General features: G+C 68.7%; 21 protein-coding genes. 10 read left to right on the top strand and 11 right to left on the bottom strand.

The features are described from left to right. Positions 1–54: 54 nt before the first annotated feature. On the bottom strand, positions 55–3,645 hold the full coding sequence (locus JNW98_RS07120; RefSeq protein WP_223767226.1) for a tetratricopeptide repeat protein: 3,591 nt from the start codon (positions 3,643–3,645) through the stop codon (positions 55–57). A gap of 291 nt (positions 3,646–3,936) precedes the next feature. After that, a complete protein-coding gene (locus JNW98_RS07115) occupies positions 3,937–4,383 on the bottom strand; it encodes a hypothetical protein (RefSeq protein WP_223767225.1) in 447 nt (148 codons plus the stop codon). Positions 4,384–4,546: 163 nt separating this feature from the next. Here JNW98_RS07115 and JNW98_RS07110 point away from each other — a divergent pair, with 163 nt between their 5' ends. Beyond that, entirely contained in the window at positions 4,547–4,810 is a 264-nt protein-coding gene (locus JNW98_RS07110; protein ID WP_223767224.1) for a helix-turn-helix transcriptional regulator, read from the top strand. Positions 4,811–5,028: 218 nt separating this feature from the next. Here the strand turns inward: JNW98_RS07110 and JNW98_RS07105 are convergent, their stop codons facing one another. The 5 genes from JNW98_RS07105 to JNW98_RS07085 all read right to left on the bottom strand — a co-directional run bounded on the left by JNW98_RS07105 (position 5,029) and on the right by JNW98_RS07085 (position 9,980). Beyond that, the gene (locus JNW98_RS07105) at positions 5,029–5,235 is read right to left on the bottom strand and encodes a hypothetical protein (protein ID WP_223767223.1); all 207 of its coding nucleotides are present in this window, start codon (positions 5,233–5,235) and stop codon (positions 5,029–5,031) included. Between the two features lie 36 nt (positions 5,236–5,271). Continuing rightward, complete coding sequence (locus JNW98_RS07100; protein WP_223767222.1) at positions 5,272–5,598, bottom strand: hypothetical protein; 327 nt, start codon at positions 5,596–5,598, stop codon at positions 5,272–5,274. 282 nt (positions 5,599–5,880) lie between these two features. Further along, positions 5,881–7,311 carry a zinc finger domain-containing protein gene (locus tag JNW98_RS07095; protein ID WP_223767221.1) on the bottom strand — a complete coding sequence of 477 codons (1,431 nt, stop codon included), beginning with the start codon at positions 7,309–7,311 and terminating at the stop codon, positions 5,881–5,883. Positions 7,312–7,497: 186 nt separating this feature from the next. Further along, positions 7,498–8,832, bottom strand: coding sequence for an SMODS domain-containing nucleotidyltransferase (locus tag JNW98_RS07090; RefSeq protein ID WP_223767220.1), 1,335 nt, complete (start codon positions 8,830–8,832; stop codon positions 7,498–7,500). Beyond that, entirely contained in the window at positions 8,829–9,980 is a 1,152-nt protein-coding gene (locus JNW98_RS07085) for an HNH endonuclease (protein WP_223767219.1), read from the bottom strand. Before JNW98_RS07085 ends, JNW98_RS07090 begins: the two co-directional genes overlap by 4 nt. A 465-nt stretch (positions 9,981–10,445) precedes the next feature. Between JNW98_RS07085 and JNW98_RS36525 the strand changes: the two genes are divergently transcribed. The 4 genes from JNW98_RS36525 to JNW98_RS07065 all read left to right on the top strand — a co-directional run bounded on the left by JNW98_RS36525 (position 10,446) and on the right by JNW98_RS07065 (position 12,652). Continuing rightward, positions 10,446–10,940: an Lrp/AsnC family transcriptional regulator gene (locus JNW98_RS36525; protein WP_308015514.1), complete on the top strand. Its 495-nt coding sequence runs from the start codon at positions 10,446–10,448 to the stop codon at positions 10,938–10,940. A 136-nt stretch (positions 10,941–11,076) separates the two neighbouring features. Next, entirely contained in the window at positions 11,077–11,454 is a 378-nt protein-coding gene (locus tag JNW98_RS07075) for a helix-turn-helix domain-containing protein (protein ID WP_223767218.1), read from the top strand. A 43-nt stretch (positions 11,455–11,497) separates the two neighbouring features. Further along, complete coding sequence (locus tag JNW98_RS07070) at positions 11,498–12,121, top strand: hypothetical protein (RefSeq protein WP_223767217.1); 624 nt, start codon at positions 11,498–11,500, stop codon at positions 12,119–12,121. A gap of 192 nt (positions 12,122–12,313) precedes the next feature. Then, on the top strand, positions 12,314–12,652 hold the full coding sequence (locus tag JNW98_RS07065; protein WP_223767216.1) for a DUF2516 family protein: 339 nt from the start codon (positions 12,314–12,316) through the stop codon (positions 12,650–12,652). Between the two features lie 13 nt (positions 12,653–12,665). On the opposite strand, the gene JNW98_RS07060 is transcribed toward JNW98_RS07065, so the two are convergent. Together JNW98_RS07060 and JNW98_RS07055 are read right to left on the bottom strand one after the other, a co-directional pair. Beyond that, positions 12,666–13,907: a PP2C family protein-serine/threonine phosphatase gene (locus JNW98_RS07060; protein WP_223767215.1), complete on the bottom strand. Its 1,242-nt coding sequence runs from the start codon at positions 13,905–13,907 to the stop codon at positions 12,666–12,668. A gap of 593 nt (positions 13,908–14,500) precedes the next feature. Beyond that, on the bottom strand, positions 14,501–15,679 hold the full coding sequence (locus tag JNW98_RS07055; RefSeq protein ID WP_223767214.1) for a C40 family peptidase: 1,179 nt from the start codon (positions 15,677–15,679) through the stop codon (positions 14,501–14,503). Between the two features lie 385 nt (positions 15,680–16,064). Between JNW98_RS07055 and pstS the strand changes: the two genes are divergently transcribed. From pstS to pstB, 4 genes are all read left to right on the top strand, one after another. Beyond that, complete coding sequence (pstS, locus tag JNW98_RS07050; RefSeq protein WP_223767213.1) at positions 16,065–17,195, top strand: phosphate ABC transporter substrate-binding protein PstS; 1,131 nt, start codon at positions 16,065–16,067, stop codon at positions 17,193–17,195. A 112-nt stretch (positions 17,196–17,307) separates the two neighbouring features. Continuing rightward, entirely contained in the window at positions 17,308–18,333 is a 1,026-nt protein-coding gene (gene pstC / locus JNW98_RS07045) for a phosphate ABC transporter permease subunit PstC (protein ID WP_223767212.1), read from the top strand. Further along, on the top strand, positions 18,330–19,412 hold the full coding sequence (gene pstA / locus JNW98_RS07040) for a phosphate ABC transporter permease PstA (RefSeq protein WP_372459182.1): 1,083 nt from the start codon (positions 18,330–18,332) through the stop codon (positions 19,410–19,412). Before pstC ends, pstA begins: the two co-directional genes overlap by 4 nt. Positions 19,413–19,445: 33 nt before the next feature. Further along, positions 19,446–20,225: a phosphate ABC transporter ATP-binding protein PstB gene (gene pstB, locus JNW98_RS07035; protein ID WP_223767211.1), complete on the top strand. Its 780-nt coding sequence runs from the start codon at positions 19,446–19,448 to the stop codon at positions 20,223–20,225. A 293-nt stretch (positions 20,226–20,518) separates the two neighbouring features. Here pstB and JNW98_RS07030 read toward each other — a convergent pair whose 3' ends face one another. Both JNW98_RS07030 and JNW98_RS07025 read right to left on the bottom strand, forming a co-directional pair. Next, positions 20,519–21,517, bottom strand: a complete 999-nt coding sequence (locus JNW98_RS07030; RefSeq protein WP_223767210.1) for an inorganic phosphate transporter — start codon at positions 21,515–21,517, stop codon at positions 20,519–20,521. A gap of 6 nt (positions 21,518–21,523) precedes the next feature. Then, complete coding sequence (locus tag JNW98_RS07025) at positions 21,524–22,144, bottom strand: DUF47 domain-containing protein (RefSeq protein WP_171171115.1); 621 nt, start codon at positions 22,142–22,144, stop codon at positions 21,524–21,526. Between the two features lie 287 nt (positions 22,145–22,431). Here JNW98_RS07025 and JNW98_RS07020 point away from each other — a divergent pair, with 287 nt between their 5' ends. Then, the gene (locus tag JNW98_RS07020; protein ID WP_223767209.1) at positions 22,432–22,851 is read left to right on the top strand and encodes a metal-sensitive transcriptional regulator; all 420 of its coding nucleotides are present in this window, start codon (positions 22,432–22,434) and stop codon (positions 22,849–22,851) included. Positions 22,852–22,887 lie beyond the last annotated feature (36 nt).

The following is a 22,887-nucleotide window of genomic DNA, read 5'->3' as shown; positions in this document are numbered from 1 at the left end:
TCAATGAGACCGCGCCCGGTCTGGTGTGGTCGAGTTCGGTGAACGGGCCGCGTGTCAGCGTTTGCGCCGCTTGCGGCCCTGCTGGCGGGAGGTCTGCTTGCGGGGCCGCACAGCGTCCCACTCGACGAACGCGGCCGTCAGCATCCCGGAAGTGGCCGCCGTGTGGAAGTGCTCCGCGAAGGCCTGCGGGGAAGCGAACGCCGGGCGCCGCTCGGGTGGCTCCTCCAGAGTGAATCCGAATCCGTAAACCACCAGGACCCGTTTGCTGGCGGCGGCCGCATCGTTCCACCGGGGCGGCAGGCTGGTCAGGGCGCGGGCCCAGACGGTGCCCTCTGGGTCACGCAGTTCCATGTGGTTGCCGCGCTGGCGCAACCGCCATCCGGGCAGGAAGGGGACGGACGGGGCCTCGGGGATCATCCGACGAAAGCCTGCGCTGCTGATCCGGTGGACTTGGTACTCCATGGCGGGCACCCCGACCGCGGCCGTGGCGGTGAGCATGTGACGCGGCTCCATCAGCACGATGGGGGTCCTCGGAGGGCGCGCCCCGTCGGCGACAGTGCGCGGATCGCGGATGACGCCGATCGCCTGGAGGGGTGGCCGCCCGCTAAGGGCGCAGTGCACATCGGCCACCGCCGCTTCGACGATCTGGCGGAGATACGCGCGCTGTTCGGGGAGAATGCGCTCTTCGTCGAAGAGTGCCTCGCCGGCTGCGTGGGCATGGTCGTGGATCTGCTTGCTGGTCATAGCCGTGACCCGTTCCAGCAGCGCCATCATGAGGCGTTCCCAGGGCGCGGTCGGATTGATGCCGTCGATGTCGAAGGACTTGTCGCGCAGCTCGACGGTCAGGGCGATGAAGGCGTCGGCGTCGTGGTGGGCGGCGGCGTCGACCGCCTTGAGGAGGGTGAACCGGGCTCGCTCATGCTCGCGCAGTGCGGCATCGAGATGCTCGATGCCGCACTCGGTCAGCACGCGGCGCAGCAGCGCCGCGGCGTGGTCGTCGGCGGATTCGATCCATGCCAGGGCGCAGGCGAGCCCAATGTTGTGGACGAAGTCCTGGACGGAGGAGCGGTACAGCGACCGGGGTCCGGTGTAGGGGAGGAAGGCCTCGAACTCCGCTTCGGCCTCTGCCCAGCGGCGCTGGTAGACGAGCGCTTCGATGAGGTGGCGCTGGATCTCGGCGGCGTAGAAGGAACGGGCGTGGGTGTGGTGGGGAGGGGGGAGCTGGTCGCGGGCGGCGTGTTCGACACCCTGCAGATCTCCGTCGCCGAACAGGCGGGCGATCCGCTCGGCTCCGAGCCGCTCGCTGACCGCCGAGGTCTGGGGCAGCTGATCGGACAGTCGGGTGAAGGCGTCCAGCACGGGCTGTAGGTGAGGGTTGTCGGGGCGGGAGTCGGCAAGGTTGTGCAGGAGGATGCGGGCCTGCGTTGCCAACAGCGCGGCCGCGTTCTCGCCGTCCTGCTCCTTGGGCAGGTGCTCGACGTACTCCACGAGCGGCGACAGCAGGTTCACCACCTGCTCCACCGGATCGGAGATGCTGTGGTGCGCGTACATCTGGGCCAGCGAGATGCGGGTCTGCGCGATCAGGAGCTTGTTGGGGTCGGCCAGTTCCTGAAGCCAGTCCAGTTCCAGGTGCAGCAGCCGCGTTGCCTGGTCCATCTGCCCCTGGATGTACTCGAATCCGGCGAGGTTGCCGATCAGGAGCGCGGTGTCGTTGTCCTTGACCTGCATGTCCTGGATGTGGCCGGCCAGGGCCGCCGCGTGCGGGGCGATCTCCCAGGCCCGGTCGGCGTCGTCGAAGTCGAGGGCCGCGCCGAGCCAGCGCGCGGTGTGGAAGGCGCTGCGGGAGAGTGCCGTCTCCACCTGGGCGCCGTGGGCGCGGTGTTGGCGCAGCAGATGCTGCAGGACAGTGTTCATCGACACGGTGTCGTCGCTGCCGGCGATCTCGGAATGGCGGGAGGCGAGCGGCTCGTCGTAGCGGACGAAGGACACCTGGATCAGCGACCGGATCATCTCCCTGACCGGGACAGTGGCCTCGTCCACCACGACGGCTTCCTTGCCTGCGGGGACGAGGTCGGGCGGGATGAACGCGCAGGCCATCGCCAGGTGCACCGGAATGCGCTGGGCGGCGAAGTTGCACAGGAACCCGAGAAGTTCCCGTACCGGGAGGGAGAAGTGGCTGTCGTCGGCCGTGTTGCGGGCCAGTCGCTCCAGGCTCAGCTCGACGGTGGCTGCCAGGGTCCGCGGATAGCCCGATGGCTTGGATCTCTTGTCGGCCAGGGCCCGATCGAGCAGGAGGGTACGGAAGGTGCCCAGTCGTTCGACGGGGATCTGGCAGGTGCGCATGTATCCGCAGGCCAGCTCGATGGCCAGAGGCCACCCCTCCAGCGTCTCGGCCAGAGCGTCCAGGTCTTCCCGGTGAACGGCCGCGGTGTCGGCGTTCAACCGGAGGCGACGGGTGAGGAGGTCGACTGCCTGGGCATGGTCCATCGGTGACAGGCCGACGCGGGGCAGGCCGTGCCAGTTGGCGCTGTCGATGGATGTGAATAGCACATCGCCACGCCCCAGCCGCGGGATCCACGCATCGACCCCGTCGGGGGTGGCGTCGTCGAAGACGAGCAGCCAGCGTCCGGGCAGCGCCGCGAGCAGCTCGTGGACCTGTTCCCGCAGGTACGGGGTGCTCGCGCCGGCGGGGGTATCGTGCGCCTGCCCGTTCAGATGCCCCCAGATGCGCCGAAAGGAGCCGGCCAGGGACTCTTCCGTGGCGGCCTCGGCCCACAGGACGAGGTCGTAGGCGTCGGCGTGTGCGGCTACATACGCGGCGGCCGTGCTCGATTTCCCGATACCCGACAGGCCGGACAGGACACAGGAGTTGACGGAACGGTCGCGCGGATCAGACGGGGCCAGGGCTTCGGTGATGTCGGCGAGAAGGTCAGGACGGGGTACGTCGGGTACGGGCGCGAGCGGGCCGAACACGCAGCCCCAGTCCTGGCGCCCCAGCGCGCGCACCAGCACGTCGTCCTCGACGAGCGCGGCGTCGGTGAAGTCGGCGATGCTCCAGTACGCCTGGTGGGGGTCGGCCGCGCGGCGCATGATCTCGGCGAGAAGATGCCCTGTGATCAGGCCCGCGGAGCGGCTGCCGAGGCCGACGCGATGGCGGGCCCGCCGCTTGCGCAGCCGCTCGTGCAGGTCTTGGCGGATGCCCTCCACGTCCCGGGCGTCGCACACCACCCGCGCGCGGGCAAGACGCTCCAGGTCCGGCCCGGTCAATGCCTCGAGGCGGGTCGCTGCTGAGGGAGCCCGCTGCAACATCTGCGCCAGCTGCGACTTGAGCTGATCGGTGTCAGCGGGCGGCGCATCGAGGATCTTGGCCAGGGTCCGGCAGTTACGGTCGGGCACCGCAGCCGTGATCAGCTCGTACCGCTCGGCCTCGACCTTGCAGACCAGCTCGGCCAGAATCGTGAAGGCATCCGGGGCGCTGACCTGGCGTCCCGGCGAAGCGCTCTTGACCTGCGCGGCGAGCAGACAGTCGCCTTCCCTGTCGACAAGGTCGAAGTCGACCACGTCGACCGCCGCGGTCGAAGTCGTGTCCGTAGGCCCCTCGATCCGGCAGCCGTGGATCCGTTCCTGATCCGATGCGGTCAACATCGCTTCGAGTGTGCGCAGGTACTGGTACTGAAACCCTCGGGCTGCTAACCGACCGCCGTCCATCCGCACCATCGAATCCCCAGTTCGTCCAACGCCACTCAGATCAAAGAAGGTTAGCGACTGCGTCTGACAATCGCCTCTGTCGTCGCGGGCGCGCACAACGGGGCCAGCCGACACAGGGTCCGGCATCCCGATGATGCCTCTTGACCCCTGCTGGCGGCAGCGTGAGCGGGCCGGCCGCTCTGGAACCCGCCCATGCAGATCCCTGTCACGGCCGCGATGCGGCGGTGTTCACAGCGATTCGGTCCACTCGCCGGGCTCTTCGAGCACATACGAGGCGTCGGTCGCCGGCGAGTCGCGCGCTGTCCGGCCGTGCGGCGCAGGGGGCTCCGGGACGGTCGCCGCCTGCGGAATCGCGACAGCGCAGGCGGCGCAAGCATCGGCGAGGTGCCAGGTCCGGCCCTGGTCCGCCCGGATCAGCACCAGCCGCAGGGCGCCGTTGCACGGGCCCTGGCGCCGGTGCCAGACGCAGAACCGCTCGCGGCACTGACACGTACGTAGATGCGGCTCCAGGCCGGATTCCGGTACGTGGCGCGCCAGATGCCGCCGCATCTCCTCCCCTCGCGGGACACTCGCCGCAGGGTCCGGTCCGGGGCAGGCGCTGCACATCAGCAGGGGCCGCCCGGCCGGACTGCTGATGGTGACCGTCCAGGCGCGCGAGGGTGGGGCGGTGGTCATCGGATCCCTCCAAGCCGTCATCAGATCGTCGCCGGCCTTCGACCCGGGCGACGCGCGGAGAGAGTAGTGCAGACCTCTGCCCTCGCGGGGCGTCTTCGTACCGCCACAAATAGGGCAGGGGTCTGCACTGTCAGGGCAGGGGTCTGCACCGTCCGATGGTTGGGTGACGATCTTTCCGCCGCCGGACCCCGACCCGACGGCGCTCCGGCAGGCACTCGCCCGGCACCGTTCCGAGCGGGGCTGGAGCTATGACGAGCTCGCCGCCCGCAGCGGCCTGTCGCGCCGCACCCTCACCGAGGTCGAACAGGGTCGCACCATCGGATCACTCGGTACCTGGCACGCCCTCGCCCACGCCTTCGGCATTTCGCTGGGCGAACTCCTGGATCCCCTGTGTACGGGGCACGAGCCTCCGGGATCCGAGCGCTGACCTGAGGGAGGCAAGGCCCACCCGAAGGGGACGCAGCGTTCGGGCGCCCGTGCCAGATTCGAGTATCTGATCCTTTCCTGCCGCTGCGCAGAGGCAAGATGGCGCAGCCCGTCGGTGGGCACGTGTGCGCGCCCGGCATGGCGTGCCGTCAGGCGGCTCCCACCCGACCGCCTGGCAGTGCGGCATGTGTCACCGCAGCCGGATACGCCGGGAGGCCACTACCAGGGCACATTGCGGAGCGAGGGAGTTTCGCCTTGCGCGGGCGTCCGGGGCTGGGGCCGGCCGAACCAGATGCGCCAGGTGAAGGGGAGGCACGCCAGACCCGGGACGCAGAACAGGAGCCACACCAGCCACGCTGGAGGGAAGTAGGCCAGCAGCGGCCAGGCGTCATGGAACAGCGCGCCCATGCACACGTCCATGAGCACGACGAGTGGCGGACCGATCCAGGTCGCCCCGGCCGTTCAGTCCAGCCGGCCGCTGCCCCAGTACGCGGCAAAGATCATGCTGAAGCCGACGTGTGCCCGGATGTAGAGCCAGCCAGCCCACCCTTCTCCCAGCCCGTTGGAGTAGGCGACGCCGACTGTGGAGGCGGTGATGGCCAGCAGGTAGACCATGCTGACCTTGGTGAGCAGCAGCCGGACGTGCCACTTCACGACCGGCTTGACCAGGACGTAGTCGCGGCGCCCTGCGGGTGCCCCGCTGGCAGGTGACCAGCCGCCGCCCGACGGCTCGCCTTCCCCGGTGCCCGTGTGGTCGAGGAGGGTGGTGAGGCTGGTCCCGGCGGCCACGCAGTCCTCGGCCCGCTGCACCAAGTCGGCCGCCCGCTCGTAGGCAGCGGTGTCTGCGCCGGGCTGAGCTGCGCAGACGCTGACCGCCTGCCGGGTTCCGTTCAGCCAGTGTGCCCCCGCAGAAGGTGCTGCGGAAGTGCGCCGCCAGCCGAATACCGCCCACCAACGACGCGATACCGCCACGGCCCCGAATCCCGCCCAGTCCGCGCTCCGTCGGCCGCGGCGGGCCACAGGAGCGGGGACCGGGTCGCGATGCGGCTACCCGCGCGGCATCGCGTCAGCTCACCGCCGCACGGTCACACTGGCCGGCGTCCGCACTGCCGCGCGGTCGAGTTCCTCGAAGATCTGCTCGCGCAGCCGGGTGCGCGAGCCGGGGGTCTGCAGGCGCCCATAGCGCGTCTCGAACCCTGCCAGGTGCGCACGGATGCGCTGGTAGAGATCCGGGTGGCGACGTACGAGCTCGTTGTAGGCCTGGTCGCCGGCTTGCTTCAGCAGTGCATGGCTGGGATCGCCGCGCTCGGCGATGGACAGCCCATCGTTGACCGCGGTGATCAGGCGTACGGCCTCGGCGCGGCGCTGCAGCAGAGCCGCGAACAGTCGCCGCCGGGCTTGGAGTTGCTTTAGCTGCACGGTGGTGCGGGGAGTCGGCGTGCGGGTCAGATCGGTCAGGTGCTTGGTGTGTGGGTTGTCCGCGCCCGGGGCGACGGCACGCAGGCTCTCGTTGAGCTGATCGCGCCAGCGGTTGAGTACCAGGGGATGACACAGCACGTCATCGCGTTCGTCCTGGCGGCCGGCGTCGGTGAGCAGCCGCTTTCGAAACGCCGACTCGTCGAGTGCGAGGACGCAGCGGACGGCGTCGTTGAGCGGTGCGATGAGCCACCCGTTGTCGATGCAGCGGGTGATCTTCTCCTGAATGCAGCGGATCGGCGCGGTTGCCGCGGCGGGCACCCCTGCCACGGTCGCGAACTCGAGGACCAGGGCGTCCTTCTCGGCGCTGAGGTAGCGGCCCAGCCAGGCGCGTGCCACACGCCGGGAGTCATCGGTGGCGGGCGGGAACGGGAGCACTCCGGCGGTGGTGAGCTCCTCGACGCGCTGGGCCTTCAAGCGGCGCTCCGCTTCCCGCAACTGCTGCCACACCGCCTGCTGCTGAACCTTGAGATTCCGGGCCGTCTCATCACACTGTCCGGACAGGATCCGGATCTCGCGTCTGATCTGCCGGTCGTACAGCGCGTAGGTGAGGGCGTCGATGCACTGCTCGATACGGTCCGGGCCGTACAGCAGCTCGTCGAGACCCGTGCGGCGTACCCCGCACGCCTGCGCGGTCACCACTTTGGCCAGGTCGAGGAAGCTGACGTTGATCAAGTCCGACAGTTCCGGCAGGGGCAGTCGCCAGGGCTGCGGGTGCGGCATCCGCACGGTGCGCAGGCCCGCCGCATCAAGGCCGAGGCCGCTGCGTCGCTGCACGCTGCGGTGATGGGGTTCGCGCAGGTCGAGGGCGAAGCGGACGTTGAGATAGCGGAGGGTGCGGCCATGGTGCAGCGCCGTGGTCGGACGGTTCCGCAAGGTCCGGCAGGGGGCGTACTGCGAAGCCCCGCAGGTCGGGCACACGATCGTCGCGATGTCCGACGAGGTCACGTTCCACAGGGCCCGGCGCACCGGCCCCGAGGACCACGTCTGCTCGTCGAAAGCTGCGTCACTCAGTCGGGTAGGCATGCGCCGCAACTTGCCAGCCACCATGCGGGCGCGTAGGCGCACGCATCCCGCACGTCCCGCGCACGGGTCACGCGTCGCGTACGAATGTTCCCTTCCGGGCCGTGTGTTCGGCAGCTCCGGCGGGGCGCAAACCCGATGCCTGCTGATGGACGCCAGCGCAGTGCCGGGTCCGGCGGGCGCCTGAGCTCAGCTGATGATGACGTCGTGATGATCAGTGGCTAGGACACGGCCGTTTTTGACGATGTAGACCTCCACATAGTGTTGTCCTTTCCAAGATGTTGACTCTTCGCGGGTTCTGCTTCGGTCTTCATCGAGAATGATCGCGCCTCGGAGTTGATCGCGCGCAGCGGCTTCGGGGCCGCGATTCCTGACCTTCCAATAGAGGTCGTACGGCTCTGGAACATCGGTGGTGATTGTGAAGCGCAGGCTCTGAAAGACGCTCACTCGACGGAGACGGCGTAGGGGGCCGTTCCGAAAACCACTCTTCGGGAGAACCTGAGCGTTGATCCGTACTTTGTACCCTCCTCGCCAGCTGAAGCCAAACTCTTCGATGTACTGCTCGTGCGGGGCACGAGCTTCGCGGGTCGGTTGAATATCCGAGGATGCCGTCAGAGACTTCTGAGCCGAGCTCGGTTGCTGGAACGAGTCGCCAAAGACGCGCTGCCATGCTGCAAGGCTCAGCGCTTTGCCCTCCTCGTCATATGCCTCGGTTGCCCATGAGCTATACAGCTTGATCTTCTTTCGGAAGTTCTCGTATTGCTCCTGGTTCCAGCGGTGGTTGAACGTTGTCTCCGGACAGCTTGGGTCGGCGAGGTTCGGCATGAGCGGGTGCAGGTCTAGCCAAGCGCTCAGATCGGCCAGAATTACCTTTAGAGCTGTGGGAGTGTCGCTGTAGCGCGTAGCTTCGTGCCAGGTTTGGATTCGTTCGCCAAGCAGAGTCGTGAGAATTACGGACGGTACGCTGAAGGTCTGCTTGTAGTCTCGGACGTACTTCATCAGCCGGATGACGCGCCGCAGTTGGCCGTTGGCCAGGCTATCCTTCTCCTTCATGCAATCCGTAAATCCCTGAGGGTTGGTATCTTCGAAATCATTCTCGGCGTAGTTGACGATAACCTCGCGGCCGTCCGCCAGAGTGATGTAGGGCACCACGTCGACGTGGCAGTCGCCTGCGTAGACGATGCGGCAGCACCGGTTCTTCTTGGTTACCTTCGACTTGTAGGTGGCGGATCGCTTGAACGCGGCCCGGACCTCCCTCAAGTAGTCTTTTGACTTCCAGTCCTCCACCTCATCCAGATGTAGGAGGAAGTCTGCGTCAAACTCGTGATTGTTGAATGGCCTGATGATTGTGCGGTGAGCCCATGACCCCTGCGGAATGTGCGTCCTGTAGAGGCTGCCGATCTGACTGTCAGCCTTCAGAGTTGACGTAATTGCGGCCACGCGATCGTCGAGTTGATCTAGGCGCGTCTGGTTTAGATTTACAGTGTCCGTAAGGAATGCGCTGAAGTAAGCCAGCAGTTTCATGAAATCTCCAGCGCGACTGTGTAGCGCCCGTAGGTTCGGTCGTAGATGGCCATCTTCGGGTGCACATGAGAGTCGTGAACCCGTCCCAACGCCACGGCTGCCGAAACCGGGGCTGCGGCTAGAATGTGCAGGATTCGCATGTGCTTGTGCTGGGCTTCCATGCTGGAGAGCATTGAGCGCAGCGAGTTTGTGAATTCGCTCAGCGTTTCCAGTGAGTCGATTACATCGACGGAGGGCACCGTGTCAGCGGGGTTGATCACCCAGCGTGGTAGTTCCTGGAGATTCTCGGGAAGTTCGTCAGCCTGGATTGAGCCGGAGATGTTGAGTACCAGGACTCCCTCCTCGGCCTCCTGCGGGGGGTTCTGCGGTGAGGTGGTGGTGAAGCTCGTGCTGGGTGCCGGGTTGTCGGGCCAGTTCCAGGCTTCTGTACTGCGGTGCCGTTGGTAGATAGTGACGGCAAAGGTGTCGTCGAGGCGCGAGCCGAAGTAGACGAGCAACGGCAGACGCGCGAAGCCGAAGGCGCTGACGTGTTGCACGGCGTCCTCGCGCAGTGCTTCGGCGAGCCGACGTTCAAGAATCCGATCGATGTGCCGCTTGCACTGTTCCCAGTAGGCCGGCTCGGACTCCTCCTCTCCGATCACGTTACGGAGGTCGATCTCGCAGCCGTCGCCGTGCAGGCTCAATGGGAAATCGGGGAACCGCCCTTCTGAGCGGATCACCGCCTCGGCGGCCGTCGGCTTGGTGAGCTCAACCTCGTAGCCCCGCACCGGCCCGATCAACCGGATCACCGCGGTTCCGTTTTGGGGGCTGAGGCCAGTCATGCGCCGAATCCATGCCTCGCGCTCGCGCTTGATCGTTCGCAAGCGCTCCACCGTCATGAGGTTGAGTGACCCCTTGCGGTCGATCTCGTTGTGTTCACCTCGACACAGAAGCATCAGGTTGTCAGCGAGGTCGCGCTTGTCTTCCGGGAGCGGGTCCATGCCCCGTGGGGAGCCAGGTGCTACGTCACGGCCCACGATGTGGGCCAGTTCCCCGAGGGTGAAGTCCTTGTAGGTGAGCTTGCCTTCGAGCAGGTAGTTGCCGCAGAACTCGCACCGTCCCCCGGCTCGGGCCCAAGCCTTCAAGCGTTCAGTGTCAGAGATGGCCATATGCCCTCTTCTCGCGCATCTTCCCATCGAAGACCGAAGTGCATACAGAGAAGCACGCGCCACTGACAGTCGGTGGCCGTCGGCACAGGACAGCCGGAACAGCTGTGAGGACATGCTTGTCACCAGCGGGTCGCAGTCGAGCAGCATCAGGCGATCGCGGTCCAGTCACGACTCGTAGCCCACATGCCCGCCACACGTCGCTGACCAGCACCAGCCGTACCGGTTGCCCTGCCCTCGGAAAGCCGGCAACCGGCGCTCGGGCCGTACCGACTCGAACCGGACCGACCACAGACACTCCGGCGCCTCGCGCCCACGGACCCCGCCTGCGTTTACGTACTCCAGATCGACGTCCTCCGCCGACACCTCACACGCATCCATCCATGCCTCCGGAACTACGCCTACCCGCCACGACGACCGTGGACACAGTCACAGCGACGTACCCGGAGATGACTGTGACATCAGCTCATCTGCCCGGAGATCTCCGAGACTGCCGGACATCACAGAGGCCGGACAGCTGCAGGAAATCGAGGACGCGGACAGCCCACTGCGGTCCCCGTTCGTACACGCAGTGGCCTTGGTCGACGCTTCCGTCAGGCGCCTAGGCAACGGTTCACTCGGCGCGCAGAACCCTCAACGAGCCCGGTACCCAGCGATGACGCCGGCCTCTTCCAGGCGTTTGAGCCGGCGCAGGCAGGCGTCCTCGACCCGGAAGCCCTCGGTCGCGGCCTCGAGGGCCTAATCGACGTCGAGATCTACTCCCAGGACCGCAAGAGCTTCGAGGAGTTCGAGTCCGCCGTGGCCGCCTTCGACGAGGTCATCGAGTGCCGATGCATGTACGGCCGCCCCGACTACTTCCTTCGCGTCGCCGTCGGCGACCACGCCGCCTACGAAGCCTTCCTCACAGGCAAGCTGAGCGGCCTGACCGGCGTACGGTGCAAGAAGATCAAGGTAGACAGCTGACCGGCAATGGTGGGACGACAGATGTCCTGCAAATACGACACCTATCGTGCTCAGGCTCAGGGGGCGCGACCGGGACGACCCCCACTCCTGCAAGCATTCGCTTGCAAAAGTTAGCAGCATGGGGCAGCATCGACGCATGGCATCGCTCAACGTCGGCAACCTCGGCGAGTACCTGCGCGAGCAGCGGCGCAACGCGCAGCTGACGCTGCGTCAGCTCGCCGACGCGGCGGGCGTGTCCAACCCCTACCTCAGTCAGATCGAGCGCGGCCTGCGCAAGCCGAGCGCGGAGATCCTGCAGCAGCTGGCGAAGGCGCTGCGGATCTCGGCGGAGACGCTGTACGTGCAGGCCGGGATCCTCGACGAGCGGGCCCGGGAGGAGGCGGAGGTGCGCAGCGTGATCCTCGCCGACCCCTCGATCACCGAGCGGCAGAAGCAGGTCCTGCTGGACATCTACGACTCGTTCCGCAGGGAGAACGGGCCGACGAAGGACGACGACAGCAAGCCCTCCGGCTGACCCCTTCCGGGGCGGCCGAATCGCGAGACGGGAGACCCATCGCATGGCCATCACCACCCAGGACATCCGCAAGGCGGCCACCGACACGGCCTATGCCGCGGCCGGCGCCGCCGACCTCGCCGCCGAGAAGCTCGGGCAGGTGGTCGCCGAGGCTCCCGGGCGGCTGGAGCAGCTGCGGAAGACCGACCCGAAGGAGCTGGGCGGCCGGGTGAGCAAGCAGGCCAAGGACGCCCAGGCGCAGGTCACGGCCAAGGTCGGCGAGCTCGTCGGGTCCCTCGACGGCGACCTGAAGAAGCTCGGGCAGACCGCGCAGGACCTGGCGCTCCAGGGCGTCGGACAGGCGGTCGGGCTGGCCGCCCGGGGCGGCGAGACCTTCGAGAAGCTGGCCGAGCGCGGCCGGGAGGCCGTCCGCGTCTGGCGCGGCGAGGAGCCCGCCGAGGTCGCCGAGATCCCGGTGGCCACCGAGCCGTCCGACAAGCCCGAGGAGAAGGCCGAGGCACAGGCCGAAGAAAAGGCCGAGAAGAGCGGCAAGGCCGAGAAGACCGAGGCCAAGGACGGCGTCAAGGACGAGGCCGAGGACGACGCCAAGCCCGCCGCCCGCAAGAGCGGCACCCGCCGCACCACCGCCAAGAAGTCCGACAGCGCCGGCGCCACCTCGGACGCGTAAGGCACGCGCCTCACACCAGGAGCCGGTACGCGCCGCGGCGGGGCGTACCGGCCCGCGCGGATCGACGCCGGAAACGGATCCGGGCACCTCCCCCGCCTTCCGGCCGTTCCCCGAGTACGGTGGGCAGCGCGGGCGGACCGTACACGGCAGACGGACGGACAAGTCGCACGGACGGACAAGAGGTGGGCGGCAATGCTGGTGCAGGGCTTCAACACGATCTGGGCCTTTGTGTCCCTGGGCCTGCTGGTCTTCGCCGTGGCCGCCTTCCTGAACGCGGCGATCCACCGCGATGACGCCTACCGGGCCGCCGCCAAGCAGAACAAGGGCTTCTGGCTGATCATCCTCGGCCTCACCGTCGCCGTGGACCTGTTCCTGGGCGTCTGGGGCTTCCTGCCGATCCTGGGCCTGGTGGCCACGATCGTCTACTTCGTCGACGTACGCCCGGCGCTGAAGCAGGTCTCCGGCCGCGGCCCGCGCCGCCGCGGCTCCAGCTCCGACGGACCGTACGGGCCGTACAACGGCGGACGCTGAGCCGCGGCAGGGGTCAGCGGTCGAGCAGCAGCACGGCCAGATCGTCCGTCAGTTCCTCGCCGTTCAGGGCCCTGACCTCGGTGACCGCCGCGTCCAGCAGCTCCTCGCCCGACAGTCCCTCCTTAATCTGACGGGCGATCATCTCGATCATCCCCTCCTGCCCCAGCCGCCGCGCGCCCTCGCCGACGCGGCCCTCTATCAGCCCGTCCGTGTACATCAGGAGGCTCCAGGCGTCACCGAGCCCCACCTCCAGCCGCGGCCAGCGCGCCCGCGGCAGCAGGCCGAGGGCCGGACCGCCGTCGTCCTGCGGCAGCAGGCAGGGCGGCTCGCCGGGGCGGGCCAGGAGCGGGGCCGGGTGGCCGGCCAGGAAGAGGGCGGCCGAGCGGCCGTCGGACGCGATGTCCAGCGTGCAGAGGGTCGCGAAGATCTCCTCGTCGGCGCGCTCGTGCTCCAGGACCTCCTGGAGGGTGCCGAGCAGTTCCGCGCCGTGCATGCCCGCGAGGGTCAACGCCCGCCAGGCTATGCGCAGTTCGACGCCGAGCGCCGCCTCGTCCGGGCCGTGCCCGCAGACGTCGCCGATCATCGCGTGGACGGTACCGTCGGGCGTCCGGACGGTGTCGTAGAAGTCGCCGCCGAGCAGGGCACGGCTGCGGCCCGGCCGGTAGCGGGCGGCGAACCGCAGGTCGGAACCGGCCAGCAGCGGGTTGGGCAGCAGGCCGCGCTCCAGCCGGGCGTTCTCCTGGGCCCGCAGCCGCGACTCGGTGAGCTGGTGCTGGGCCAGGTCGGCGCGCTTGCGCTCGACGGCGTAGCGGATGGCGCGGCTGAGCACGCGGCCGTCCAGCTCGTCGCGGAAGAGGTAGTCCTGCGCGCCGACCCGGACCGCCTCGGCGGCCCGCTCGGCGTCGTTCTCCGAGGTCAGCGCGAGGACGGCATGGCGCGGGGCGAGCCGCAGCACGCGGCGCAGGGTCTCCAGCTCATCGCAGGGCGCGTCGGGGTCGCCGGCGGCGCCCTCCCCGGCGGCGGGCAGGGCGAGGTCGAGGAGGATGCACTGGACGTCGTGGGTGAGCAGCCGCTCCGCCTCGGTGAGGTTGCGCGCGGTGCGAATGCGGACCGGCTTGCCGGCCACCACGGTCATATCGGCCATCTCGGGCATGGAGAGCGACCCCGCCGGGTCGTCCTCGATGACCAGCAGGGTCAGCCCTCCGTCGGACGGTCCGGCGGCGGGCGCCACCGGGCCGGGTGCGGATACGGGCATCACGTCGGTTTCCTTCCTCCCCCGGCGACCGCCGGGAGGCGCCCCACCCCCGAGGGCGGCGCCGCGTACGACGGCGGCGCCCGACGCGACAGTAGCGGCAGGCCGCGGGCGAACGGAATGGTACGGAGCCACCCGCCTCCGTCATATGCCGTCGCCAACGCCGCTTTTGGGGCGGGCCGGGAGGAAAACGTCATGAGAAACGTCACGTCGCACACGTACGTACGAGAACGGGCCACGCGCTCCCCCGAAGCGCGTACGACGCCCGCTCTGGGGCGCGAACCATGGCCCGGGTGACCTGCGTTACGTGGCCTGCCTCACGTGCTGCCGCTTGTGCGGCGGGAGTTAGGTGACGGAGGTTACGTGATCGCCGTTACGTGACCAGAGTTACAGGCGGAACACATACGGTGGAAGTGACGCCCATTACGAGACGGCGGTCACGCCCGGGCCCCCGCGACAGCAGAACGGGCCACGCCGGAGTGCACAGGGATCACGCCGGAGTGCACAGGTACCGAGGTACGGAGCCGGCGCACCCACGCCGTCTGCCGACGCTCCCGCGCGCCCCCTCGCACTCCCACACCCCACCCCGGGAAGCCTCACGCCCCCGGCCGGACCACCCCGAGGATCGGCATCGAGCCCGCCCCCGCCATCGTCACCTGCCGGCCGGGCCGCGGCGCGTGCACCATCATCCCGTCGCCGACGTACATCGCGACGTGGCTGGCGTCCGAGAAGTAGATGATCAGGTCGCCGGGTCGCATGTCCTTCACGTCGACCTTGGGCAGCTGCCGCCACTGCTCCTGCGAGGTGCGCGGTATCCCACGCCCGGCCGTCGCCCAGGCGCGCGAGGTGAGGCCGGAGCAGTCGTAGGTGTCCGGGCCCACGGCCCCCCAGACGTAGTCCTTGCCGATCTGCGCGGTGGCGAACGCGACCGCGCGGCGGCCGGTCTCGGTGGCCGTGCCGGCGTCGTGCAGGGAGACGCCCTTGAGGGCGTCGGAGGAGAGCCACTGCCGCTGCGCCTGGCGGGCCTTCTCCTCCTCGATCTGCCGCAGCCGCTCGCGCTCCTTCTCCTCCAGGCGCGATTCCAGCTTCTTGGCGGCGTCGAGGCGGGCCTCGATCTCCTTCTTGGCCTCGTCCTTCTTCTTCCGCTCGGCCTTGAGCCGCTTCCACCGCTCGTCGGCGGCCTTGACGTACTTCTCCAGCTCCGCCTTGGCCGATTCCGTCTCGGTCAGCAGCCGCCGGGTGGCGTCCTGCCCGCGACGGGTGCCGTCGATCGCGTCGAGGAACTCCTCGGGCGAGCGGGCCAGGAACAGCCGCGTGGACGGCGCCAGGCCGCCGGTGCGGTACTGGACGCGGGCGAGCTCGCCGACGCGGTCCTTGAGGTCGCGCACCCGCTCCTCGGCGGCGGACACCTGCTTGGTGAGGTCGCCGACGTTCTTCTCCTGGAGCCGGGTCTGCTCGTCCGCCGCGTTGTACGCGTCCGTGGCCGACTCGGCCTTGCGGTAGAGGGTCTCCACCTCCTGGTGGACCTCCTCCAGGCTCTTCCGGGGCGGCGTCGGGTCGGCCCAGGCGGCCTGCGGGAACGCGGCACCGGCGGACGCGGCGGCGCAGACGACGGCCGTCGCGACGACCACTCTGCGAAGCCCGGGCACCGCCCTGCGAAGCCCGGACACCCCGCGGAGCCCGGACATCCCGCTGAGCTCCGGCACTCCACGGAATCCCGGCGACCCGTCCCCGGGTCTGCTCACCCGGGCGCCCCCCGCGACGTCCCTGCCCACGTCACCAACGGCTCCGCCGTTCCGCCCCACCGGATACCTCCGCGACTCGAACGCCACGTCCTCACATGCCGCAACGCGCGGAACGGATCGTGTCACGGGGGCGGGAGAACCGACAGAGATCTGCGTCACAGTTGTCCGGAATCCCGTTCTGGCTCAATTCGATCGCTTCCACCGCCCTGACGGCCGAGGTTCACCCCTCGTTCACCTCACTCCTTCGGCGGCTTCACCTGATCTGCTTAATTTCGGCCCTAGAACAGGGGCTGCGCGGCCACCACCCGTGTGTGGCCGCTCCGCGCGAACGACCGGAAACCGCAGAATCCCGACACCGCACCACCCACTTCTCGCACGCCGCCCCAGCGGCGGCTCCCGGAAGGAACACCAGAAAGTGAAGCTTCAGCGCAAGAACCGGCTCCGGGCCGTCGCCTTCGGCGCCATCGCCGTCTCCGGCGCCCTGGTCCTCACGGCGTGCGGCTCGGACGACAACAGCGACGGCGGCCAGGGGGGCAACGGCACCTCCAAGACCGCCTCCAACGTCAAGTGCGAGGGCAAGGGCCAGCTCCTGGCCTCCGGCTCGTCCGCGCAGAAGAACGCGATGGACCTCTGGGTCAAGAACTTCATGGCCGCCTGCAAGGACATCCAGATCAACTACAAGGCCACCGGTTCCGGCGCCGGCATCCAGGAGTTCCTGCAGGGCAAGACCGCCTTCGCGGGCTCCGACTCGCCGCTGAAGCCGGAGGAGGTCGCCAAGTCCAAGGACGTCGTCAAGGGCGGCCAGGGCATCAACCTGCCCATGGTGGGCGGCCCCATCGCCATCGGCTACAACCTGCCGGGCGTGGACAACCTGATCCTCGACGCCGACACCCTCGCCAAGATCTTCGACGGCAAGATCGAGAAGTGGAACGACGAGGCGATCGCCAAGCTCAACAAGGACGCCAAGCTCCCGGACACCAAGATCCAGGCGTTCCACCGCTCGGACGAGTCGGGCACCACCGACAACTTCACCAAGTACCTCAAGGCCGCCGCCGGCAACTCCTGGCCGTACGCACCCGCCAAGGCCTGGGCCCCCAAGGGCGGCCAGGCGGCGGACGGTTCGGCCGGCGTCTCCTCGCAGGTCAAGCAGGTCCAGGGCGCCATCTCGTACTTCGAGCTGTCCTACGCCACGGCGAACAGCATCAAGACGGTGAAGCTCAACACCGGCGCCTCGGCCCCGGTCGAGGCCAGCCCCGACAACGCGTCCAAGGCCATCGCCGAGGCCAAGATCACCGGCACCGGCAAGGACCTGGCGCTCAAGCTCAACTACACCACCAAGGCCGAGGGCGCCTACCCGCTCACCCTGGTGACCTACGAGATCGTCGGCGACAAGGGCAACAAGGCCGACACGCTGCCGGCCGCCAAGTCCTTCCTGACCTACATCGCGAGCGAGGACGGCCAGTCCGTGCTCAAGCAGCTCGGCTACGCCCCGCTGCCGGCCGAGATCGCCAAGAAGGTCCGCGAGAACGTCGCGAGCCTCTCCTGAACCACCGTGCGACCGCTCCCCGCGGGCGTTCGCACGTTCCGGTGCACCGCCGCGCCACGGGCCGGACGCACAGCGCGCCCGGCCCCGCAGACCGGAGAATTCCGTGAATGACATGGACATAGCCAACTCGGCACCGGCCGACCGGCCACCCGGCCCGGCCTCCCCCGACCTCACGGCGGCCCAGCCCGCCCCCGCGCAGGGGATCAGGACCAGGAAGTCGAAGACCACCGTCCGCCCCGGCGACCGGATCTTCCTCGGGCTCTCCCGGGGTTCCGGCATCCTCCTCCTGGTGATCATGGCCGCCATCGCGGTCTTCCTCACCGTCCGCGCGACCCACGCGCTCTCCCAGGACGAGGGCAACTTCCTCACCACGTTCGAGTGGAGCGCCAACACCGACCCGCCGGTCTTCGGCATCGCGGTCCTCGCCTTCGGCACCGTGGTCAGCTCGCTGATCGCGATGCTCCTCGCCGTCCCCGTGGCCGTCGGCATCGCGCTGTTCATCTCGCACTACGCGCCGCGCAGGCTGGCCGCGCCGCTGTCGTACGTCATCGACCTGCTGGCCGCCGTGCCGTCGATCGTGTACGGCCTGTGGGGCGCCCTGTTCCTCGTCCCGCACCTCGGCGGGCTCTACGGCTGGTTCGACACGTACTTCGGCTGGACCGGCGTCCTCGCCTACCACGACGGCGCCGCGCGCTCGCTGTTCACCATCGGCATACTGCTGGCGATCATGATCCTGCCGATCGTCACCAGCGTCAGCCGCGAGGTCTTCCGCCAGGCGCCGAAGATGCACGAGGAGGCCGCGCTGGCGCTCGGCGCCACCCGCTGGGAGGTCATCCGGATGGCCGTCCTCCCCTTCGGCCGCTCCGGCGTCATCAGCGCCTCGATGCTCGGCCTCGGCCGCGCCCTCGGCGAGACGATGGCCGTCGCGACCGTCCTGTCCCCCAGCTTCCTGATCTCCACGAGCCTCCTCGACCCGGGCGGCGGCACCTTCGCCCAGAACATCGCGAGCAGCTTCAAGGAGTCCGGCGAGACCGGCAAGGACGCGCTCATCGCCTCCGGCCTCGTCCTGTTCGTCCTGACCCTGCTGGTCAACGGCGCGGCCCGGATGATCATCGCCCGCCGCAAGGAGTTCTCGTGAGCGACGTGACCACGACCCGTCCCACGGCAGCCGACGCCGCACCCCTGCCCGCCGCCGCCCTGCACCAGCCCCGGCTGCCGCGCTGGACCCCGGCGGCCCTGGCCGCCCTCGCCCTCGCCGCCGGCTGCGGGATCGGCCTCGGCGCCGGGATGGACAGCACGGTGCAGTGGGGCCTGATCGCCGCGGTGCTGTACGTCGGCCTCACCTACGGGCTCACGGCCCGGGTCGAGGGCCGCCGGCAGGCCAAGGACCGGCTCGCCACCAGCCTGGTGTGGATGTGCTTCCTGATCGCGGTCGTCCCGCTGGTCTCCCTCATCTGGGAGACCGTCGCCCGCGGCTCCAAGGTCCTCGACGGCGGCTTCCTGTCGCACTCCATGGCCGGCGTGCTCACCATCCAGCCCGGCGGCGGCGTCTACCACGCGATCATCGGCACCCTGGAGCAGGTCGGCATCGCCACCGCCATCGCGGCGCCGGTGGGCCTGCTCACCGCCATCTACCTGGTGGAGTACGGGCGCGGGCGGCTCGCACGGGCCGTGACGTTCTTCGTGGACGTGATGACCGGCGTCCCGTCGATCGTCGCCGGCCTGTTCATCCTCAGCTTCTGGATCATCATGCTGGACAACGGGTACTCCGGCTTCGCCGGCTCGATGGCCCTGGCGATCCTGATGATGCCCGTGGTGGTCCGCTCCACCGAGGAGATGCTCAAGCTCGTCCCCAACGAGCTCCGCGAGGCCTCCCTCGCCCTGGGCGTCCCCAAGTGGCGGACCATCCTCAAGGTCGTCCTGCCGACGGCCATCGGCGGCATCGCCACCGGCGTCATGCTCGCCGTCGCCCGCGTCGCCGGCGAGTCCGCGCCCATCGTGCTGCTGGTCTTCGGCTCCCAGGCGATCAACAACAACCCGTTCGAAGGGGCGCAGTCCTCGCTGCCGTACTACATCTACGAGCAGTGGGCGGCCGGCAACGACGCCAGCTACGACCGCGCCTGGGCGGCGGCCCTCGTCCTGATCGCCTTCGTCATGATCCTCAACCTGGTGGCCCGGGGCATCGCCCGCTGGAAGGCCCCCAAAGCCGGTCGCTGACCGCTCCCCGCGTAAGAAAGCAGAAGTGATCCCATGGCCAAGCGCATCGACGTCAGCGGCCTCTCCGCCTTCTACGGCGCCCACAAGGCCATCGACGACATCTCGATGACCGTCGAACCCCGCTCCGTGACCGCCTTCATCGGCCCCTCCGGCTGCGGCAAGTCCACCTTCCTGCGCACCCTGAACCGGATGCACGAGGTCACCCCGGGCGGCCGCGTCGAGGGCAAGGTGATGCTCGACGACGAGAACCTCTACGGCTCCGGCGTCGACCCCGTCTCCGTGCGCCGCACGGTCGGCATGGTCTTCCAGCGGCCGAACCCCTTCCCGACCATGTCCATCTACGAGAACGTCGCCGCCGGCATCCGCCTCAACGGCGGCCGTATCCGCAAGTCCGAGCTGGACGGGGTCGTCGAGAAGTCCCTCAAGGGCGCCAACCTCTGGAAAGAGGTCAAGGACCGGCTCGACAAGCCCGGCGCCGGCCTCTCCGGCGGCCAGCAGCAGCGCCTCTGCATCGCCCGCGCCATCGCCGTCGAGCCGCAGGTCCTGCTGATGGACGAGCCCTGCTCGGCCCTCGACCCGATCTCCACCCTCGCCATCGAGGACCTCATCGGCGAGCTGAAGGAACGCTTCACGATCGTCATCGTCACCCACAACATGCAGCAGGCGGCGCGCGTCTCCGACCGCACGGCCTTCTTCAACCTGGCGGGGGTGGGCCAGCCCGGCAAGCTGGTCGAGATCGACGACACGGAGCGGATCTTCTCGAACCCGTCGGTGCAGGCTACGGAGGACTACATCTCGGGGCGCTTCGGGTAGGCCCTGCGGGCGGCTGTGCCCCGGTCCCTCCCCCAGAGGGGGCACCCCCAACGGGCTGAAGTGTGCGCTCGGGCGCGATATCCAGCCCGTCCGGCGTTTGAGGACGAGCGGCGAAGCCGCGACAAGGGGGTCTGGGGCGCAGCCCCAGGAAACGGCGAAAGGGAGGGACCGGGGCACCCCCACCGACTCGCCCCGCGGCGCTGCATGGCGGTGCCGCCGCGGAGCGAAAAAGGCCCGCCCCCTGTTCATACCAGGGGGCGGGCCCGATCCGTTCAGGAGAAGATCCGAGCGGGTCACCCGAAAGCGAGCTGGACGCACCAGTAACTGACCGCGGCGACGATCGCCGCGGCGGGCATCGTGATGAACCACCCCATCACGATGTTCTTCGCGACCCCCCACCGCACGGCCCGCGACCCCTTGGTGGACCCGACACCCATGATCGCGGAAGTGATCACATGCGTCGTGGAGATCGGCGCGTGGAACATGAACGACGCCGTGTACATCACCGACGCCGCCGTCGTCTCGGCGGCGAACCCCTGCGGCGGGTCCAGCTCGATGATGCGGCGCCCGAGCGTCCGCATGATGCGCCAGCCACCCGCGTACGTACCCAGCGAGAGCGTGATCGCACAGGCCAGCTTGACCCAGAGCGGAATCGCGGCGTCCTTGTCCTGGACGTCCCCGATGACCAGGGCCATCACCACGATGCCCATGGTCTTCTGGGCGTCCTGGAGACCGTGGCCGAGCGCCATGCCCGCCGCGGAGACGGTCTGGGCGATCCGGAAGCCCCGCTTGGCCTTGTGCGGGTTGGCCTTCCGGAACATCCACATGATCACGACCATCACCAGATAGCCGATGATCAGACCGACGAACGGCGAGAGGAACATCGGGATGATGACCTTCTCGACGACGCCCGACCAGATGACGGTCGTCCCGCCCGCGAGCGCCGCGCCCACCATGCCGCCGAACAGGGCGTGCGAGGAGGACGACGGCAGGCCGAAGTACCAGGTCACCATGTTCCAGACGACCGCGCCGACCAGCGCGGCGAAGAGGATGCCCATCCCCTTGTCGCCCACCGGCGTCTCGATCAGCCCCTTGCTGACGGTCTTGGCGACCCCGCTGCCCAGGAAGGCACCGGCAAGGTTCATGACCGCCGCCATCGCCAGGGCCGCGCGCGGGGTCAGCGCCCGCGTGGAGACCGAGGTCGCGATGGCGTTCGCGGAGTCGTGGAAGCCGTTGGTATAGGTGAATCCGAGCGCGACCGCGATGGTCACGACAAGTGCGAACGTATCCACCGGAGGTCAGGACTCCTTGACCGCGATGGTCTCGACCGTGTTCGCGACGTGCTCGAACGCGTCCGCCGCCTCTTCCAGCACATCCACGATCTGCTTCAGCTTGAGCACCTCGATGGCGTCGTACTTGCCGTTGAAGAGGTGGGCGAGCAGCTTGCGGTGGATCTGGTCGGCCTGGTTCTCCAGGCGGTTGACCTCGATCCAGTACTCGGTGAGGTTGGTCATCGTGCGCAGGTTCGGCATCGCCTCGGCGGTGAGCTCGGCGGCTCGCGCGAGGACCTCGATCTGCTGCTCGACGCCCTTCGGCAGTTCCTCGACCTGGTAGAGGACGACCAGGTCGACCGCCTCTTCCATGAAGTCCATGATGTCGTCGAGCGAGGACGCGAGGGCGTAGATGTCCTCGCGGTCGAACGGCGTGATGAACGAGGAGTTCAGCTGGTGGAAGATCGCGTGGGTCGCGTCGTCCCCGGCGTGCTCCGCTGCCCTCATCCGCTCGGCGATCTCGGCCCGGGCGGACGGCTCCGCGCCGAGCAGTTCCATCAGGAGCTTGGAGCCCGTGACGATGTTGTCCGCGGACGCGGCGAACATGTCGTAGAAGCTCGTCTCCCTGGGGGTCAGACGAAAGCGCACGTGGGATCCTCGGGGTGCAGCGGATTCGGTCTCGTTGATGCTAGGCGCATCATCCGGCCACAGCTAACTGGCATTCCCTCAGTGTCGCCCATCGGGCAGAGTGCACACCAAGCCGGTACCACCCTCTCCACGGCCGTATGCCGGGGATTTCGCTACCATATACCCGGCAGGGGTATACGCATGGGGTATAAGCCGGGCAGCAACACGGAACGCGCCGCGCCCCCGCCCCGAACGGACGGCGACGCGCCGGCCGACGGCGCGGAACGCGCGGGACAACGGAGGACGCCATGACCACGACGGGAACCACAGCGGCCGGCACCGGCGAACCGGCCGCGGCGTCCTGCCACGGCGCGCCCGCCGCCGCCTCCGCGCCCGGGGCGGCCGGAAGCGACAATGCTCACAGCACCACCGGGCCGCACCACGGGCCCCACGGCTACAGCCACCAGAAGGACCAGCACCTCAAGCGGCTGCGCAGGATCGAGGGCCAGATCAGGGGCCTCCAGCGCATGGTCGAGGAGGATGTCTACTGCATCGACATACTCACCCAGGTCTCCGCGGGCACCAAGGCGCTGCAGTCCTTCGCCCTCCAGCTGCTCCAGGAGCACCTGCGGCACTGCGTCGCCGACGCGGCGGTCAAGGGCGGCGACGAGATCGACGCCAAGGTCGCCGAGGCGACGGCGGCCATCGCGCGGCTGCTGCGGTCCTGAGACGCCGGTTCGAACCGTTCAAGGCCGGTTCGAGCC

This window comes from Streptomyces huiliensis (assembly GCF_020037025.1).
Lineage (GTDB): Bacteria > Actinomycetota > Actinomycetes > Streptomycetales > Streptomycetaceae > Streptomyces > Streptomyces huiliensis.
Note: the sequence above shows the minus strand (reverse complement) of the source record. Positions and strands in the feature narration are given on the sequence as shown.